Source organism: Methanovulcanius yangii, assembly GCF_018687785.1.
Lineage (GTDB): Archaea > Halobacteriota > Methanomicrobia > Methanomicrobiales > Methanomicrobiaceae > Methanovulcanius > Methanovulcanius yangii.
Genome location: NZ_LTBL01000001.1, coordinates 2,080,235 through 2,093,913, shown reverse-complemented (window position 1 = coordinate 2,093,913; position 13,679 = coordinate 2,080,235). Strand labels below are relative to the sequence as shown.

Annotated in this window: 18 protein-coding genes; 11 read left to right on the top strand and 7 right to left on the bottom strand. The window is 64.7% G+C overall.

Annotation, left to right across the window (positions count from 1 at the left end):
• Window positions 1-102 precede the first annotated feature (102 nt).
• The gene (locus AZH53_RS10360; protein ID WP_319643447.1) at window positions 103-1,479 is read right to left on the bottom strand and encodes a serine/threonine-protein kinase; all 1,377 of its coding nucleotides are present in this window, start codon (window positions 1,477-1,479) and stop codon (window positions 103-105) included.
• Window positions 1,476-2,249, bottom strand: coding sequence for an FHA domain-containing protein (locus tag AZH53_RS10355; protein WP_319643446.1), 774 nt, complete (start codon window positions 2,247-2,249; stop codon window positions 1,476-1,478). Before AZH53_RS10355 ends, AZH53_RS10360 begins: the two co-directional genes overlap by 4 nt.
• A 232-nt stretch (window positions 2,250-2,481) precedes the next feature.
• On the opposite strand from AZH53_RS10355, the gene AZH53_RS10350 reads away from it, so the two are divergent.
• A complete protein-coding gene (locus AZH53_RS10350; RefSeq protein ID WP_319643445.1) occupies window positions 2,482-3,045 on the top strand; it encodes an HdeD family acid-resistance protein in 564 nt (187 codons plus the stop codon).
• A 65-nt stretch (window positions 3,046-3,110) separates the two neighbouring features.
• The gene (gene budA, locus AZH53_RS10345; RefSeq protein ID WP_319643444.1) at window positions 3,111-3,944 is read left to right on the top strand and encodes an acetolactate decarboxylase; all 834 of its coding nucleotides are present in this window, start codon (window positions 3,111-3,113) and stop codon (window positions 3,942-3,944) included.
• A 20-nt stretch (window positions 3,945-3,964) separates the two neighbouring features.
• Here budA and AZH53_RS10340 read toward each other — a convergent pair whose 3' ends face one another.
• On the bottom strand, window positions 3,965-4,663 hold the full coding sequence (locus AZH53_RS10340; RefSeq protein WP_319643443.1) for a glycerophosphodiester phosphodiesterase: 699 nt from the start codon (window positions 4,661-4,663) through the stop codon (window positions 3,965-3,967).
• 111 nt (window positions 4,664-4,774) lie between these two features.
• Here AZH53_RS10340 and rmuC point away from each other — a divergent pair, with 111 nt between their 5' ends.
• From rmuC to AZH53_RS10310, 6 genes are all read left to right on the top strand, one after another.
• On the top strand, window positions 4,775-5,929 hold the full coding sequence (rmuC, locus tag AZH53_RS10335; RefSeq protein ID WP_319643442.1) for a DNA recombination protein RmuC: 1,155 nt from the start codon (window positions 4,775-4,777) through the stop codon (window positions 5,927-5,929).
• 58 nt (window positions 5,930-5,987) lie between these two features.
• Window positions 5,988-6,521, top strand: a complete 534-nt coding sequence (locus AZH53_RS10330; RefSeq protein WP_319643441.1) for a GNAT family N-acetyltransferase — start codon at window positions 5,988-5,990, stop codon at window positions 6,519-6,521.
• Between the two features lie 72 nt (window positions 6,522-6,593).
• The gene (locus AZH53_RS10325) at window positions 6,594-6,941 is read left to right on the top strand and encodes a hypothetical protein (protein ID WP_319643440.1); all 348 of its coding nucleotides are present in this window, start codon (window positions 6,594-6,596) and stop codon (window positions 6,939-6,941) included.
• 63 nt (window positions 6,942-7,004) lie between these two features.
• The gene (locus tag AZH53_RS10320) at window positions 7,005-7,784 is read left to right on the top strand and encodes a HesA/MoeB/ThiF family protein (RefSeq protein WP_319643439.1); all 780 of its coding nucleotides are present in this window, start codon (window positions 7,005-7,007) and stop codon (window positions 7,782-7,784) included.
• On the top strand, window positions 7,781-8,056 hold the full coding sequence (locus AZH53_RS10315) for a MoaD/ThiS family protein (RefSeq protein ID WP_319643438.1): 276 nt from the start codon (window positions 7,781-7,783) through the stop codon (window positions 8,054-8,056). Before AZH53_RS10320 ends, AZH53_RS10315 begins: the two co-directional genes overlap by 4 nt.
• A gap of 5 nt (window positions 8,057-8,061) precedes the next feature.
• On the top strand, window positions 8,062-8,451 hold the full coding sequence (locus AZH53_RS10310) for a molybdenum cofactor biosynthesis protein MoaE (protein ID WP_319643437.1): 390 nt from the start codon (window positions 8,062-8,064) through the stop codon (window positions 8,449-8,451).
• A gap of 143 nt (window positions 8,452-8,594) precedes the next feature.
• Here the strand turns inward: AZH53_RS10310 and AZH53_RS10305 are convergent, their stop codons facing one another.
• Both AZH53_RS10305 and AZH53_RS10300 read right to left on the bottom strand, forming a co-directional pair.
• Window positions 8,595-9,650, bottom strand: coding sequence for an AI-2E family transporter (locus tag AZH53_RS10305; RefSeq protein WP_319643436.1), 1,056 nt, complete (start codon window positions 9,648-9,650; stop codon window positions 8,595-8,597).
• A gap of 178 nt (window positions 9,651-9,828) precedes the next feature.
• Window positions 9,829-10,047 (bottom strand): hypothetical protein, encoded by a 219-nt coding sequence (locus AZH53_RS10300; protein WP_319643435.1) that lies wholly within the window; start codon window positions 10,045-10,047, stop codon window positions 9,829-9,831.
• Window positions 10,048-10,086: 39 nt separating this feature from the next.
• Here AZH53_RS10300 and AZH53_RS10295 point away from each other — a divergent pair, with 39 nt between their 5' ends.
• Window positions 10,087-10,284 carry a hypothetical protein gene (locus AZH53_RS10295; protein WP_319643434.1) on the top strand — a complete coding sequence of 66 codons (198 nt, stop codon included), beginning with the start codon at window positions 10,087-10,089 and terminating at the stop codon, window positions 10,282-10,284.
• A 128-nt stretch (window positions 10,285-10,412) separates the two neighbouring features.
• On the opposite strand, the gene AZH53_RS10290 is transcribed toward AZH53_RS10295, so the two are convergent.
• A complete protein-coding gene (locus AZH53_RS10290; RefSeq protein WP_319643433.1) occupies window positions 10,413-11,027 on the bottom strand; it encodes a flagellin in 615 nt (204 codons plus the stop codon).
• Window positions 11,028-11,116: 89 nt separating this feature from the next.
• Here AZH53_RS10290 and AZH53_RS10285 point away from each other — a divergent pair, with 89 nt between their 5' ends.
• On the top strand, window positions 11,117-11,605 hold the full coding sequence (locus AZH53_RS10285; RefSeq protein WP_319643432.1) for a DUF2124 family protein: 489 nt from the start codon (window positions 11,117-11,119) through the stop codon (window positions 11,603-11,605).
• Between the two features lie 23 nt (window positions 11,606-11,628).
• On the opposite strand, the gene AZH53_RS10280 is transcribed toward AZH53_RS10285, so the two are convergent.
• Window positions 11,629-13,032: a hypothetical protein gene (locus AZH53_RS10280; protein WP_319643431.1), complete on the bottom strand. Its 1,404-nt coding sequence runs from the start codon at window positions 13,030-13,032 to the stop codon at window positions 11,629-11,631.
• Window positions 13,033-13,200: 168 nt separating this feature from the next.
• On the opposite strand from AZH53_RS10280, the gene AZH53_RS10275 reads away from it, so the two are divergent.
• Window positions 13,201-13,623 carry a hypothetical protein gene (locus tag AZH53_RS10275; RefSeq protein WP_319643430.1) on the top strand — a complete coding sequence of 141 codons (423 nt, stop codon included), beginning with the start codon at window positions 13,201-13,203 and terminating at the stop codon, window positions 13,621-13,623.
• The last annotated feature ends 56 nt before the right edge of the window (window positions 13,624-13,679 follow it).

Here is a 13,679-nt window from a genome sequence, read left to right as displayed (position 1 = left end):
CGGGAACGCGTTCCTCGTCGTTCCCTTGCATTCCTGTTGGTACGGTTCGCATATATATTAAGAAAATACATCCGTTCCCTGTGGGGAACCGGGCGGTTCCCCTTATCCACCCGTGGGATGGCCGCCATCGTCTGTGGCCTCCTGCAGGGCCGAACAGAAGTCGGCAACAGAGGCGAAGCGCCCCTCCTTCTCCTTTGCAAGGCAGCGGAGGACCACCGCATCGTAGGCGTCCGTCGGGGCACCGGCCGCCGAAGGGACGGGGGCGGGCTCCCCGAGAATGGCGAGCGTCACCTCCCCCATCCCCTCGCCGGGGAAGGGGAGGGTGCCGGTGAGAAGTTCGAAGAAGAGCACGCCCAGCTGGTACAGGTCGGTCCTCGCATCCTCGGCACCGTGGACCGACGGCCGCAGCTGCTCGGGGGCCGCATAGCCGGGGGAGAAGCCGCCGACCCGGGTCCGGTGCCCCCCGTCGGTGACGCTCCCCAGCCCCCAGTCGGTGATCTTCGGGGTCCCGTCCGCCGCACAGAGGATGTTCTCCAGTTTGATGTCCCGGTGAATGACCCCGTTATCGTGGGCAAAGGCAAGCCCCGCGGCGACCCCCCGGATGACCCGCACGGCCTCCTCCGGCGGGAGGGGAAGGAGGCAGTCCTTCAGGGAGTGGTCGGCATACTCCATCTCGACATAGGGAACCGGCAGGATGTTTGCCGCATGGATGGCGAGGATGTTCGGGTGATGCAGCCGCTCCCAGAACCGGATCTCCCGCATGAAGTGGGTACCGGTCTCCTCGTCGGGGACGAGCGGGCACTTCACCGCGACCACCGCCCCGTCGGATACCCGCTCCGCCCGGTACACCCGGGCGATGCCCCCCTGCCCGAGGTAGGTGACGCCCCGGTACTTGGGCGCAAGGGCGGCCGGAAAGCCGGTCATCTCCGTTGCGGCGGCGGGAGCAGGTGCCGCCTCCGGCGACCGCTGCACCACCGTCCGGACCGACGCAGCCCCGGCACCGTCACCACGGCCTCCGCTCTCTTCATCATCAGCATCCACCCCGGAGCGTACGACCTCCTCACCACCACCTACCGCCGCTCCGGCCCGGGGTCGCCGCCGGGTGACAATGACGGCGCCCGCCGCAAGGAGCGCCGCGGCCGGGAGAAGGACGAGGAGGGGGTTCACTCCCTCAACCCCCTCCTCGCCGGACGTTCCCTCCGTTCCCGTGCCGTTCTCCGTCGGCACGCTCGTCGGTTCATCGCCTGCCGCATCGGCGGCCACCGCCGTGGTCGTCGGCTCAGGCGTTGCCGCCGGTGTTTCCTCCGCTGTCGGTGCGGTCGTGGGCTCCGGTGTCGGGACAGGAGTGGTGGGCTTCACCTGACCGGGGGGGGTCTTGTCCGAATTTGCGTTATCCGACTTTGCCATTGCCGGCACCGCAAACAGGAGGCAGAGAATGAGAGCGATGCTAAACCAGCGGTGGAGAACCTTCATCGTCATTCCTCTCCGTCGCCCTCTGCCCCGATCACCACGAACCGGGCGCTTCCGGCACCGCTTGCGAGGTCGATGATGTCCCCCTCCGAAACGGGTTTTGATGCATTCCTTCCGAGGGGGATGCCGTTCACAAAGGTCTGCCCGGTACTGCCGCAGTCCTCCAGCAGCCACCGGCCGCCGGTGCGGGTCAGGCGGGCGTGGGGCTTCGACACCCGGGAGACGGCGGCATACGACGTGGGAAGGACGACATCCGTTTCGGGGTCATAGAGGGCAGCATTCGGGGGGTCCTCCCTTCCGAGGGCGACGGTCGCCCCGGCGAGGTGATAGATCCTCCCGTCCTCCTCCCCCTGCGTTACCAGGAGCATTGGGGAGACCTCGTCCTCCGTCAGGAGCGACTTGACGGTGCGGATGCGGGAAGCCACGTCGCCGTATCCCGCCGGGACCGCACTGCCCGAGAAGACCCCGAGACTCGTGATCACCGACTCGAGGCCCCCCGGCTGAAGGGAGAACTTCCAGACCGGATGGACCCCCTTTGCCGTCTCGCGCCCGAGGCCCGCCTCCTTTTTGATCACTCCCGCCGCCGCAAGTTTGTTCAGGTGCTTCTTCGTATTTTCGTAACTGGTATCGATCTCCGCTGCAATCTCACGGATCTCCATTGGCCGGTGTTCGATTGCCCGGAGAATCTTCAGGCGGGTCGGGCTCGACAGCACCTCCAGGTACTCGGAGAGTTCAGCGAGAAATTCCGGGTCTTCCGAGAGTACAACCGTCCGTGTCATGCGATCATCCTGATAGCCCGTCCGGGCGGAACAATTGGGCGGGCTGTCTGCTTACTACTTCTTTCATTGCATCGGCAGACCAAAAAAAATGGTGGTCATGCCCTTTCGGGGAAATATTCTTCACTCACTCCCATGCGGGGCGTGGTCGCCTCCTTTGCGGCCGGTATGACGGGGGAACCGGGGCAATCAACTATATATCCGATGATGAGGGAAAGAACACGCGTGAACCATCATGACAGACAACGAATCGATTGATCCGATTGCATCGGCGGCAGGGTTTACGCCCGTCTGGTGGACCTTCGTCCTCCTCGGCATCCTTGCCGTCATCTTCGGAGTTCTCTGCATCACCTTCACCGGCTATGTGGTGCTCTTTCTGGGCTACTTCATCGGTGCCGTGGTGATGATCCACGGGGCCATGCTCGCCGTCCAGGGAGTCCGGTCGCACCAGGATGTGGGGAAATCCGTCGCCCTTGTGATCCTCGGCGTGATCGCCTTCCTCCTCGGCCTCTACGTCTTCCTCTCGACCGCGATGACCGCCTGGCTCGTGATCACCTGGGCCATCGCACTGTGGGCGTTTCTCACCGGCTTTACCAATATCTTCCAGGCATTCTCCGGCCACGACCACACGTGGTACAAGGTGCTCCTCGTCATCGCAGGACTGATCGCCATCGCGCTGGGCGTCGTCGTCCTTGCAAACCCGCTCTACGGAACCGCCACCGTCGTCTACATCCTCGGCATCTTCCTCGTGGCGTGGGGTATCATCATCACCTTCACCGGCATCATGAACAGGAAGTAGAAGAACACCTTTTCTTTTTCCGGTGTGACCGTCATTTTTATCCCGGACGCACCAAAGTGAAGGTAATGAATCTTTACGGCAGGACGGCGCTTCTCCTCGCGGTCGGCGCCCTCATCGTATGCATCGCAGGATGCGTCAACACCGGATACTCCGACCAGACCGGTGCACCCGTTGCGGAATCACCCGAACCGGCAGCGGAGATCCTCTACCAGCAGGCCCTCATCGAGGACCTCCTCGCCGGGGCGTATGACGGAACGATCACGTTTCGCGATCTCGCCCGCCACGGGGACTTCGGCCTCGGGACCGTCGACCACCTCGACGGCGAGATGGTTGCACTGGACGGGACGTTCTACCAGGTCCGATCGGACGGTTCCGTGCGGGTAATCCCCGGCAACGTGACGACACCCCTTGCGGAGGTCACCTTCTATGCCCCCGACCGGACGTGGCGGATCATGAATACGGTCAATATGTCAACCTTCGAGGATATCGCAGCCGTCGAGCTCCCCGACACCTCGCATTTCTATGCGATACGGGCGGACGGCACCTTCTCGTCCGTGACCGCCCGCAGCGTGCCCGCACAGGACCCTCCCTACCGGCCGCTCACGGAGGTCGTGGCGGAGCAGTCGGTCTTCATCCTCCATAATGTGACGGGGACGGTCGTCGGCATCTGGTCACCTGCATACACCGGCGACGGTATCACGGTTCCGGGCTTCCATCTTCACTTCCTCACGGATGACCGGACGGCAGGCGGTCACCTCCTCGACTTTGTGATGGAGAACGGCACGGTCGGCCTTGACGAGACCGAAGGATTCACCCTCGTGGTGCCGGCCGTAAGCGGAGCATATGAAGCCGTCCAACTCCCGGAGGACGCCCTCGAACTGGTCGAACAGGGCAGCTGAACCTTACAGGCCCTCTTTTTTTATAGTACCTTCATTTGCCACCGCACGAACCACTCGTGCGCCGGGCAGGGATCGTCGGTCACCACGCCCGCGGCCCCGAGGGAGGCGGCACGTTCCCATCCGGCGGGGTCGTTCACCGTCCAGAAGAAGAGGGGCGTCCCCGCCTCCCGTGCGGCGAGGGCTACGGCCCCGTCGTCCTCCCCGGCGAGGTAAAAGAGGGCGGACGCCCCCACCTCGACGGCGACCTCGCACGCCTCCCGGTACCCGGACTTTACGATGAGCCCGGTGGGGGCGTCCGGGGCAATCCGCCGGATACGCCGGAGCGCCCGGGGATGAAACGAGGTGACGATGAGGCGGTCCGGCCGTATCCGCCCGAGGGCCGCCGCGACGGCAGGGACGGCGCAGGGCTCCTTCACCTCGATGACAAGCCCCTTGCCCGGGTAGGAGGCTGCAACGGCAAGCACCGTATCGAGGGTGGGGACACGTTCCCCGCGGCCCGCGTCGAGGGTGCGGAGATCCGCAAAGGAGAGGGCCCGGACATGCCCCCTCCCGCCGGTGGTCCGTTCGACCGTCGGGTCGTGCATGAGGACGGGAACGCCGTCGGCACTCAGCCGGACGTCGACCTCCGCCATGTCCGCACAACGCAGGCCGGCCCGTACCCCTCTTACCGTGTTCTCCGGTTCGCGGGCGCGTGCCCCGCGATGCCCGATGATCAACATATCTCCCCTGTGGGGCGACACTCAGGTATAGCTTTTCCCCCCGTCCGGACAGCGTCCACTTTTTCCCCGCCCGCAGAAACCTTTTGAAGGGGAAACAAAAAACCGCTCTCTATGGCAGATTTGTTCCTCATTGCAGCGACCGGCATCGTCGCCCTCGCCGCAGGCGTGGTTCTCGGATATCTTCTCGGCAGACGGGCCGGGGCCGGGCAGGCCTGGCGGGGAGGGGACTCCTTCGGGAGCCTTGCAGCGGAGATCGCGGCGGTCCGGGCAGGATTCGAAGCGATGGAGGCGTCCCGCCGCGAGGTCGAGCGGGAACGGGCCCGGTTCGAGGAGGAGCGGGAACGCCGCCTCATGGACCACCTGACCCACACACGCGATCTCCTCGGCAGCCAGGAGGACCGCCACCGCACATCCGATACCGAGCGGGAGGAGCGGATGTCGCAGTGGATGGATGAGACCCGCCACTACTACACGGCCCAGAAGTCCTCCTACGAGGAGTTCCTCGCCGGGCAGGGGAAGGCACGGGAGGAGATCGAGTCGAAACGCGACGCCCAGCTCGCCGACATGAACCGGATGATCCGCCAGTTCACCCGTGCGGTGGCGGGCACGTCCACCCGCGGGGCGATGGGCGAGGAGCGGCTGCGCCAGGCCCTTGCCGAGAGCATCCGGGCGGGCGTCGTGGTAACTCCGCTTCGGACCGGCTCGGGCGAGGTGGAGTTTGCGTGGAACCTCGAGGACGGCCGGTACATCCCCATCGACTCGAAATTCCCCGACCTGATGGACGTCCTCGAAGAGTATGAACAAACGGACGACCCCGCCCGGCAGAAACAGCTGAAAAAGGAGATCATAACACGGGTGAAGCGGGAGATCGCCCGGGTGCAGAAGTACCAGAACCTCCCGAATACCACCGCCCATGCGATCCTCGTGGTTCCCGAAGGGGTGCTCGACGCCGCGCCCGAACTCGTCGCCGCCGGGCGGGGCGAACGGGTCTTCGTCTGTTCGTACCGTGATATCTTCCCCGTCGCCCACACCCTCCAGGAGGACTACATCCGCACGAAGGAGGCGGGCGAGGCGGGAAAATACCGGCAGGTCGCCCTCGACCTCCTCGCCATCCTCGCCCGCATCCAGAAGCGGACCGAGACGATCAGCCGGGCCCTCGTCACCATCGAGAACGCGACGACGGATATCCGCACCGAGACCATCAAAGGCCGCCGGATAGGAAACGGCGACGGCATGGAGGAGGCGGCGGGGGCATCGACCGAATAGGTTTTCGTGACCCTCGCCAAGATACTGCCATGACAATTCGCGGCATGGTGACGCTTCCATGAACCTCATCCTGCGATCAGAAGGGGCGGGCGACGCCCCTGCCATCGCCCGGGTCAACACCGAGGCATTCGGACAGACGAACGAAGCGCGGCTCATCGAGAGAATGCGGGAGACGCCGGAGTTCGACCCGGACCTCTCCATCGTCGCCGAGGAGGACGGTGCGATCGTCGGCCATGTCCTCTTCTCGAGGATCGCCATCGTCTCCTCCGACGGGGACCGCATACCCGCCATCGCGCTCGCCCCCGTGGCAGTGCTCCCCGACCGCCAGAAGCAGGGCATCGGGACCTCCCTCATCGAGGAGGGGATCCGCCGCTGCCACAGGAAAGGCGAGAAGATCATCGTCGTCCTCGGCCCCGCCGGCTACTATCCGCGGTTCCGGTTCGTCCCGGCACAGGACCACGGCATCACCGCGCCCTTCGATGCCCCCGAGGCCACCTTCATGGTCCTCGCCCTCGAGCCGCACGCCCTCATCGGGGTTGCCGGCACCGTCGAATATCCGGCGCCGTTTTTGGCTGCCACCGGGCAGTCCTAGGTCCGGACCGGCTCACAACGCATATATCCTCACCTGTCCTCTTTTTTCCCGGCACCAAGGAGACCGACGACGATGGCACGAACACTATCCGCACGGGACATCACCATTCTCAAAAAACTCGCCCCCGAATGGGAAGGGGCGGACTGCAGCGAATCGGGGACGGCCTACCGCTCGATTCTTCCCCCCGTCGCCAACCACTACGCGACGGACGCCGCCGATTTCCGCCGGCGGTGTGAGCGCCTGACGGCAGAGGAGCTCGCAGACCTCCTTGCCCTCATCGATGCCGGCGAGGAGAGCCTCTGCTGCCTCCGTCAGGACTACTTCACCGAGCTCTACGGGATGACAGCCGCCGTCCTCGGCGACGATGCGGCGGCGGCTCTTCTTACGGCCTATCGTACGGCCGACGACTGCTTCATCTGAATCGTATGCCGGGCGGGGGGAAGCTTTCAATACCTTCATTGCACCTGCCCTGCAAACCAGAAAATGGAAACAACCATGCCTGCCGGGAACGGAACCAGGGAACAGGTGAGCGAAGGGCGCTACGCCCGCCAGGAGATGATCTTCGGCACCAAAAAGCAGGAGGCACTCGGCGCCGCGACGGTGGTCGTCGTGGGAGCAGGCGGCCTCGGGTCGCCGGCGGCGACGTACCTTGCAACAGCCGGCATCGGGAGGCTCGTCGTCATCGACTGCGACACCGTCTCCCTCTCCAACCTGAACCGCCAGTTCCTCCACGGGGACGCGGATATCGGGACCGCAAAGGTGGAGAGCGCCGCACGGCGCCTCCGGGCCCTGAACGGCGATATCGAGGTGATCCCGGTCGCGGAACGGATCACGGCGGAGAACGCCGCCACCCTTCTTGAGGGGGCGGATGCCGTCGTCGATGCCCTCGACAACTTTGCCGTCCGCGATGTGCTCAACACCGCCGCGGTACGGAAAGGAATCCCCCTGATGCACGGGGCCATCGCCGGGTGCTACGGCCAGGCGACGACCGTCATCCCCGGCGTCTCGGCCTGCCTGCGCTGCATCTTCCCCGCCCACCCCCCGACGGAGACCTTCCCGGCCCTCGGGGCTACCGCGGGCGTCATCGGGAGCATTCAGGCGGGCGAGGTGATCAAGTACCTCACCGGCACCGGCACACTGCTCACCGACCGGCTCCTCCTCTGGAACGGGGCCGACGCCACCTGCGACCTGCTCCCGGCCCCCCGCGAACCGGCCTGCCCGGTCTGCAGCCACCTGTATACGACGGAGGATACCAGTCAATGAACATTACCATCCGTGCCTTTGCACGGTTCAGAGAAGACTTCGGCGAGAGAAACGAACTTACCGTGGAGGAGGCGGCGACGCTGCCCGCCGCACTCAGGGAGCTCGTCGCCCGCAAGGGGCATGCGGACACCCTCTTCGAGGAGGACGGCGGCATCAAAGACTTCGTCCTCGTCATGGTGGGCGGCAGGCGCCTCACACCGGAGGAGCGGGCGGAATGCGTTCTTGCCGAGGGCGACGAGGTCGTCATCTACCCGCCCGTCTCGGGAGGATAATGAGAATGATAGCCATACAGGAAGAGGATATCGACATCGCGGCATTGATAGCCGCATCACGAAGGGACAGCATGGGAGCGCAGGTCGTCTTCGTTGGCACGGTTCGCGACGACGGCATCGAAGCCATCGAGTTCGAGGCGCATGCCGAGATGGCCACAAAGGACCTCGAGGAGATCGCCGCCGGGGCGACGGAGACATTCGGCCTTCACTCGGTCGACATCATCCACCGCACCGGTCTTCTGCCGGTCGGGGAGACGATCGTCGTCATCGTCGTGGGAGCGGGCCACCGCGCCGAGGGATTCGAGGGGTGCCGCTGGATACTCGAACGCATCAAGGAGTTCGTTCCTATCTGGAAGAAGGATATCGCGGGCGAAACGGCCCGCTGGCATCACTGAACATTTCTTTTTTTTACAAAAATCCGGGGTGCGAACCGGCCGCGCAACCCCTGCCGGTGCACGGAAAAAGGCAGGCCGGGGCCTGCCCGGCGTTTTGGCATCACCTCGTCACCGGGCAGGCGGAAGCGGTGCCCCCATGGCCCTCAGAGGGGCGGTGCCGGTCCGCCGCCCGGGGCGCCCGCCGTCTCCTCCCCTCCTGCCGCCGGGGGGTACTCCCCCAGCAGGACCCGGTAGGAGGCGACGATCACGGCAAGAGCGAGCGGGCCGTAGAGGAACCCGAGGATGCCGAGGATGGCGATACCGCCGAAGAAGGCGATGAAGGTGAGGACCGCATTCATCTTCGACCGCTTCCCCATCAGGACGGGGCGGAGGTACCAGTCGGGGATGGCGCAGAGAAGCGGCCACCCGAGGACGACGACGAGGGCGAGCCCCCGGACATCCCCGATGGCAATCGTGTAGACCGCGAGAAACGCGATGATGATCACCGGCCCGAAGACCGGGATGAGGGCGAAGATGGCGCAGCTCACCGCCCAGAACATCACGTGCCCGTAGCCGAGGAGGGTGAAGAAGGGGATGGCGGCGACAAAGACGATCACCGCGATCGCCACATGGACGATGAAGAGGGAGTAGAGCGTGTCGACGACCGTATCCCGGATGGTGCCGAGCCCCGCACGCGAACGGAGGGGAATACGCGACCAGACCTGCCCGTAGACCTCCTCCCCGTAGACGGTGAGGAGATACTGGAAGAGGAAGAGGATCATCGCCATGATCGCAAAGTAGGCGCTCCGGCCGAGGATGGCGGCGATGTTGCTGCTGATATTGGCAATGATCTCATCGATCATCCCCGGTATGTCGATCGCGGCAAAGAGCTGCTGCGCAAGCTCGCTGTCCCCCAGCATCCAGTCGAAGATGGTGTCGAAGAGGTACTGGATATACCCGATATTGGCTGCGATCGTCCCGAAGGAGACGGCGAGGACGGCGGCAAGGGCGATGATCACGGCCGCGGTGATGACGAACGAGGAGAGGCCGGGGGCGATATGGCGGGAGAGGACGCGGTGGTAGGGCACGAGGACGGTGGCGAAGGCGGCCGCGATGACGAGGACGTTGATGAGGGGGAAAAAGACGATGCCGACGACAAGGACGAGTACCGCAATCACGGCGATCAGGAGCCGGTCATGGCCCTCCGGGAGTACTCTCATTGCACAAGAAGTCTCACCCGATCGGATAAAACCATTCCCCCGGAGCACCGGGGAGAAAATCCATATCGGCCATGCGGATGCGAATTTGCCGGCCCTTCCGCATTTCCCTGCAGGGGTACATCCACGGTCACGCCGCGGCATGGTTTTCATCCGGGCCCGGCACGGCCCGTATCTTCTTTCATCCCACCACTTCCCTCCCCGGTTCTTCCCCGGTTCTTTGGAGGAGTGCCGGTATGAGCGGACGTTCCCGTCCATTCCCGCAGATGCTCTCCATCTTCGTCCCGTGAGGAGGAAGACGCCACTTTTTCCGCCGCCACGGCCCGTCTGCCCGGATACGGGACCGCTCCCCCCGGCAGGCATGCGGGGGACCGTATCCTTTATCCGTGATGACGGGCATTAGGTGCCGTACCGCCTTTGGTGAGGTGACACACAACCAATGGATGAAGGATGGATGGTGACGATGACCGTCAAGATGCGGGTCAGGGGTGCCAATTCCCGCGAGGAGGCGATCTCCTCTGCATCGATGCGGATGGAGGATGCCATCCGCACCCACGTGGATATCCCCTACAGCGTCGAGGCGAAGCGCATCGTCCCGTTTGATGAAGAGCCGCTCTTCGGGCAGCGGTGGTATTGAAAGGACCGGCCGCCACCGACCGGAGTCCCGGCAGACTCCCCACTCTTTTATTGTATGATATGCCCTAATCCCCGCACCGCCTCATCACCGGCATCGGGCATCCCGTTCGCCCGCTCCCGGCGCCTCCCTCAGGTCAGGATCGTGACCGTGGAGACGAGGGGCGGGATCGTCCGGGATATCGTCACCGGTGCACCCACCGGGGAGAGGATCTCGATCGTCAGGCGCTCGCCGCCGGAGAGTCCTGCGCCGGCGGGGAGGACGACGATGAGGGTCGCCTGATCGCCCGCCGAGAGGAAGAGCGGTGGTGCCGGGTCCCCGGTCTTGGCACAGACACACCACTCACCCGGCGCCGCCGTGGGCGTGGAGAGGGGGTCGGCCTGCCGCAGGGTCGCCACCCAGTCCTCCGTGTTCACTGTGACTGAAAGTCGTTCCAGATCGACCCCTTCCCCCCCCGCGGCGGTACCAAGTGTGACGCGGACCCTCGTCATCTCTCCTCGCACCTCACCGATGCCGTAGACATCCCCCACGACCGTGAGGGCGGAGGTGGACTGCTCGACCCCCGTATAGACGGTCTTCTGCGCCTTCTGCGTCGAAAAATAGCCGCTTCCGAGGACCGTAAACGCAAAGATCGCGGCAACCATGACGAAGGCTATCAGGATGATCGACGCCTCGAGACCGGTGAATCCCTCCACCCCGGGGTCTGCTCCCCCGAAGAGCCTGCGCCCAGCCTTCTCCCCCGTCACGGTTGAAGATTGGCCCCCCAAAAATAAAATGGATCTCCTTTCTCAGGGCCAAAGGGAATTTTTAAGGTCGACGGCGTGCACTTTCCCCTATGGAACTGGTTGAATCAGACAAGAGTCTTGCCGGCATTCTTCGGCCGTTCAAGAAGTTCATGGTGCAGTCGGGGATCATGGACACCGATCAGGTCGTCTTCTACGGGTGCCCCGGCACCTGCACGCCCTTCGTCGAACTCCTCTGCTACGCCGCCCGCGACCTGCCGTTCACCTACGTCTTCGTCCCGCGACTGGACGAGGAGAAGGCGAAGATCGTACGGGAAGTCCCGCATGTGGGCATGCAGGTGACCGCCGACGGCCCCGAGCCCCTCGACCCGAAGGTCGTCGTCATCATGGGCGGGCTTGCGATGCCGAACGAACCCGTCAGCGCCGAGATGGTGCAGGGCGTGATCGGCGGCTACGATGCAAAGGTGGTCGGCATCTGCTTCATGGACATGTTCAACCGGGCGGGATGGCCCGATACGATCGACTTCGATCTGATGATCAACGCCCAGATAGACCCGGTCGACGTGTACAAAAAAGCATGAGGAGAGTGCGGGGGCCCGGCCCCTCAGTACTCCTCATCCCATATCAGCTCTTTTTCCCCGGTCGTAAAGACGGCCTCGGCCGTCACCCGCTCGACCTGTGAAGGGGCGCCGCCGTACATCCCCCGCATCAGGACGAACGACTCGCCCCTGTACGGGTAGTACCAGTCCAGCGTGTGGACGCCGGCCTTGTCCTCCACCGTGACCGTGATCATCTCAACGTCCCCGATACGCGACCCGCCGGTGACGACCGCCTCGTACCCGTCGAAGGTCGGGGTCACGAGGAGGACGATGGAGCCCGTAAAGGCGGGCATCGGGGCAGCAACTCCTTCGGCAGGCGTCTCCTGTGCGGTCGGCGCCTCCGCGGCGGCGGCCGCCTCTGCCGGGAGGTCCGTCGTCACGGGACCGGCGTCCCCGCCGCCGATGCCTCCCCCGAGGAGGAGAAGCGCCGCGATGACGACGATGATGACCGCCGCCACCCCGGCGATGAGGGGAAGGGGGAGCGGTGTGGCAGGCCCCGTCTCCCTCCGGGCCGGCCGCCCGGCTGCCGCGGTCTCCTCGTGCGCCGGGGATTCGGAATCGGCGAGGAGGTCGTCCATCGGGTCGTAGGGCATCGGGACCCGGCGGCGGGGGCCCTTCATTCCCCCTTCGTGGATACGTATCCTCCCGTCGTCCTTTGAAGCGGGTGCAAAGAGGGAGGCCCCATCCTCTTCCGTCGTATCCGCGGTTTCCGGCGTATCCCCGGACTCCCCGGTATCATCCCGCTCCGGCACATCGCCGCCGGGTTCCCTCCCGAAGAGAGAGGAGTCCTCATCGAACCACTCGTCCCCCGCATCCTCCGCCGCGGGGAGGGGCTTGTCCGCCGGTTCGCTCTCCCGCGCTTCCACCGGTTCCATGTCCCCCGCGTCCCCATCGCACGCGTCCTCTTCGTCGGGGTCGGCGCCGACGCCGGCGGCCTGTGCATCATACGCCTCATCCTGCGTTCCATCGTCGGGGGGGAAGCGCTCCCTGCCCCCCTCGCCGGCACTCGTCCCCGGTTCATCCCACGGGAAGGAGGCCGGGGCGTCGCTTTCGTCTGCATCGTACGGCGGCCTCTCCTCTTCCACCACGGCTCCGCCGCCGAAGTGGGCCTCCCACCAGTCGGCCTCCGCGGCCGCCGTGGCCTCGCCACCATCCGCCTCCTGCAGCATGTCGTGGTTCAGGTCGGCTGTATCGCTCCTGCCGTCGTATTCGCCGCCCTCGTAACCTTCATCACCACCCGCAACCACGGACCATTCGGCATCATCGCGCCGGGACGCATCCTGCTCAAAGACCGTCCGGCAGGCATCCTCTACCGCATCCCCGTCGCCCGCAGGGACGATGTCCGCCCCGCACTCGGCGCAGAAAAACGAGCCGTTCGGAACCTCCGTTCCGCATTTCGGACACAACATAAGAACCAGCTCCCATATACTCTTGCCGGGTTCCTAAATAAGTGCCGCCCCGGGCATGACCACCGGAACGAAAACAGCATGCATGGCCCGGAGACTTTTCCGGCACTCTCCCCACACAATTCAAAAACCATTATAAATCCCGCCGATTCAGTTCATTTAAGGAATCCCATGGCAGGACGTATCATCCTCGGCATCATCGTGACCTGTTCGCTCAACCTCGGCCTCCTCCTCTTCGGACCAGTAGACCCCGGAGCAGTCGCCGTCCTCTATCCGCTGGGGACCGCATTTGTGGGAGGTCTCATCGGGAGTTCGGAGCTCACGAACTACTACCACCGGCTCGTCTCGTGGGGACGGTTCCGCCGGTTCGGGAAGGTCGGCGTCATCATGGGAAGCGTGGTCGCGGTCGTCTCCACCGTTACCGCCGTCATGGTCATATCCCTCAAAGACCCGGCTTTCCTCGAGGGAGTCTCCCCCGCGGTCGTCATCGGCGAGATCTTCCTCTTCTATCTCATTCCGTCCGTCATTGGCGGAGCCATCGCAGCGGAGCTTGTTGGCGAAGTCAAGGGGTACGAGCTGGACCACCAGGCCTGAAAAGAGACAGGGCCGTGTAGCCCCGTATTCGCAAATTTTTTCGTTTTTTCCAGGGG

Excerpts from the sequence above, each read along its gene's own strand:
- AZH53_RS10360 (WP_319643447.1), bottom strand. The coding sequence starts at position 1,479 with ATGACGATGAAGGTTCTCCACCGCTGGTTTAGCATCGCTCTCATTCTC.
- AZH53_RS10355 (WP_319643446.1), bottom strand. The coding sequence starts at position 2,249 with ATGACACGGACGGTTGTACTCTCGGAAGACCCGGAATTTCTCGCTGAA.
- AZH53_RS10350 (WP_319643445.1), top strand. The coding sequence starts at position 2,482 with ATGACAGACAACGAATCGATTGATCCGATTGCATCGGCGGCAGGGTTT.
- budA (WP_319643444.1), top strand. The coding sequence starts at position 3,111 with ATGAATCTTTACGGCAGGACGGCGCTTCTCCTCGCGGTCGGCGCCCTC.
- AZH53_RS10340 (WP_319643443.1), bottom strand. The coding sequence starts at position 4,663 with ATGTTGATCATCGGGCATCGCGGGGCACGCGCCCGCGAACCGGAGAAC.
- rmuC (WP_319643442.1), top strand. The coding sequence starts at position 4,775 with ATGGCAGATTTGTTCCTCATTGCAGCGACCGGCATCGTCGCCCTCGCC.
- AZH53_RS10330 (WP_319643441.1), top strand. The coding sequence starts at position 5,988 with ATGAACCTCATCCTGCGATCAGAAGGGGCGGGCGACGCCCCTGCCATC.
- AZH53_RS10325 (WP_319643440.1), top strand. The coding sequence starts at position 6,594 with ATGGCACGAACACTATCCGCACGGGACATCACCATTCTCAAAAAACTC.
- AZH53_RS10320 (WP_319643439.1), top strand. The coding sequence starts at position 7,005 with ATGGAAACAACCATGCCTGCCGGGAACGGAACCAGGGAACAGGTGAGC.
- AZH53_RS10315 (WP_319643438.1), top strand. The coding sequence starts at position 7,781 with ATGAACATTACCATCCGTGCCTTTGCACGGTTCAGAGAAGACTTCGGC.
- AZH53_RS10310 (WP_319643437.1), top strand. The coding sequence starts at position 8,062 with ATGATAGCCATACAGGAAGAGGATATCGACATCGCGGCATTGATAGCC.
- AZH53_RS10305 (WP_319643436.1), bottom strand. The coding sequence starts at position 9,650 with ATGAGAGTACTCCCGGAGGGCCATGACCGGCTCCTGATCGCCGTGATT.
- AZH53_RS10300 (WP_319643435.1), bottom strand. The coding sequence starts at position 10,047 with ATGCCCGTCATCACGGATAAAGGATACGGTCCCCCGCATGCCTGCCGG.
- AZH53_RS10295 (WP_319643434.1), top strand. The coding sequence starts at position 10,087 with ATGGATGAAGGATGGATGGTGACGATGACCGTCAAGATGCGGGTCAGG.
- AZH53_RS10285 (WP_319643432.1), top strand. The coding sequence starts at position 11,117 with ATGGAACTGGTTGAATCAGACAAGAGTCTTGCCGGCATTCTTCGGCCG.
- AZH53_RS10280 (WP_319643431.1), bottom strand. The coding sequence starts at position 13,032 with ATGTTGTGTCCGAAATGCGGAACGGAGGTTCCGAACGGCTCGTTTTTC.
- AZH53_RS10275 (WP_319643430.1), top strand. The coding sequence starts at position 13,201 with ATGGCAGGACGTATCATCCTCGGCATCATCGTGACCTGTTCGCTCAAC.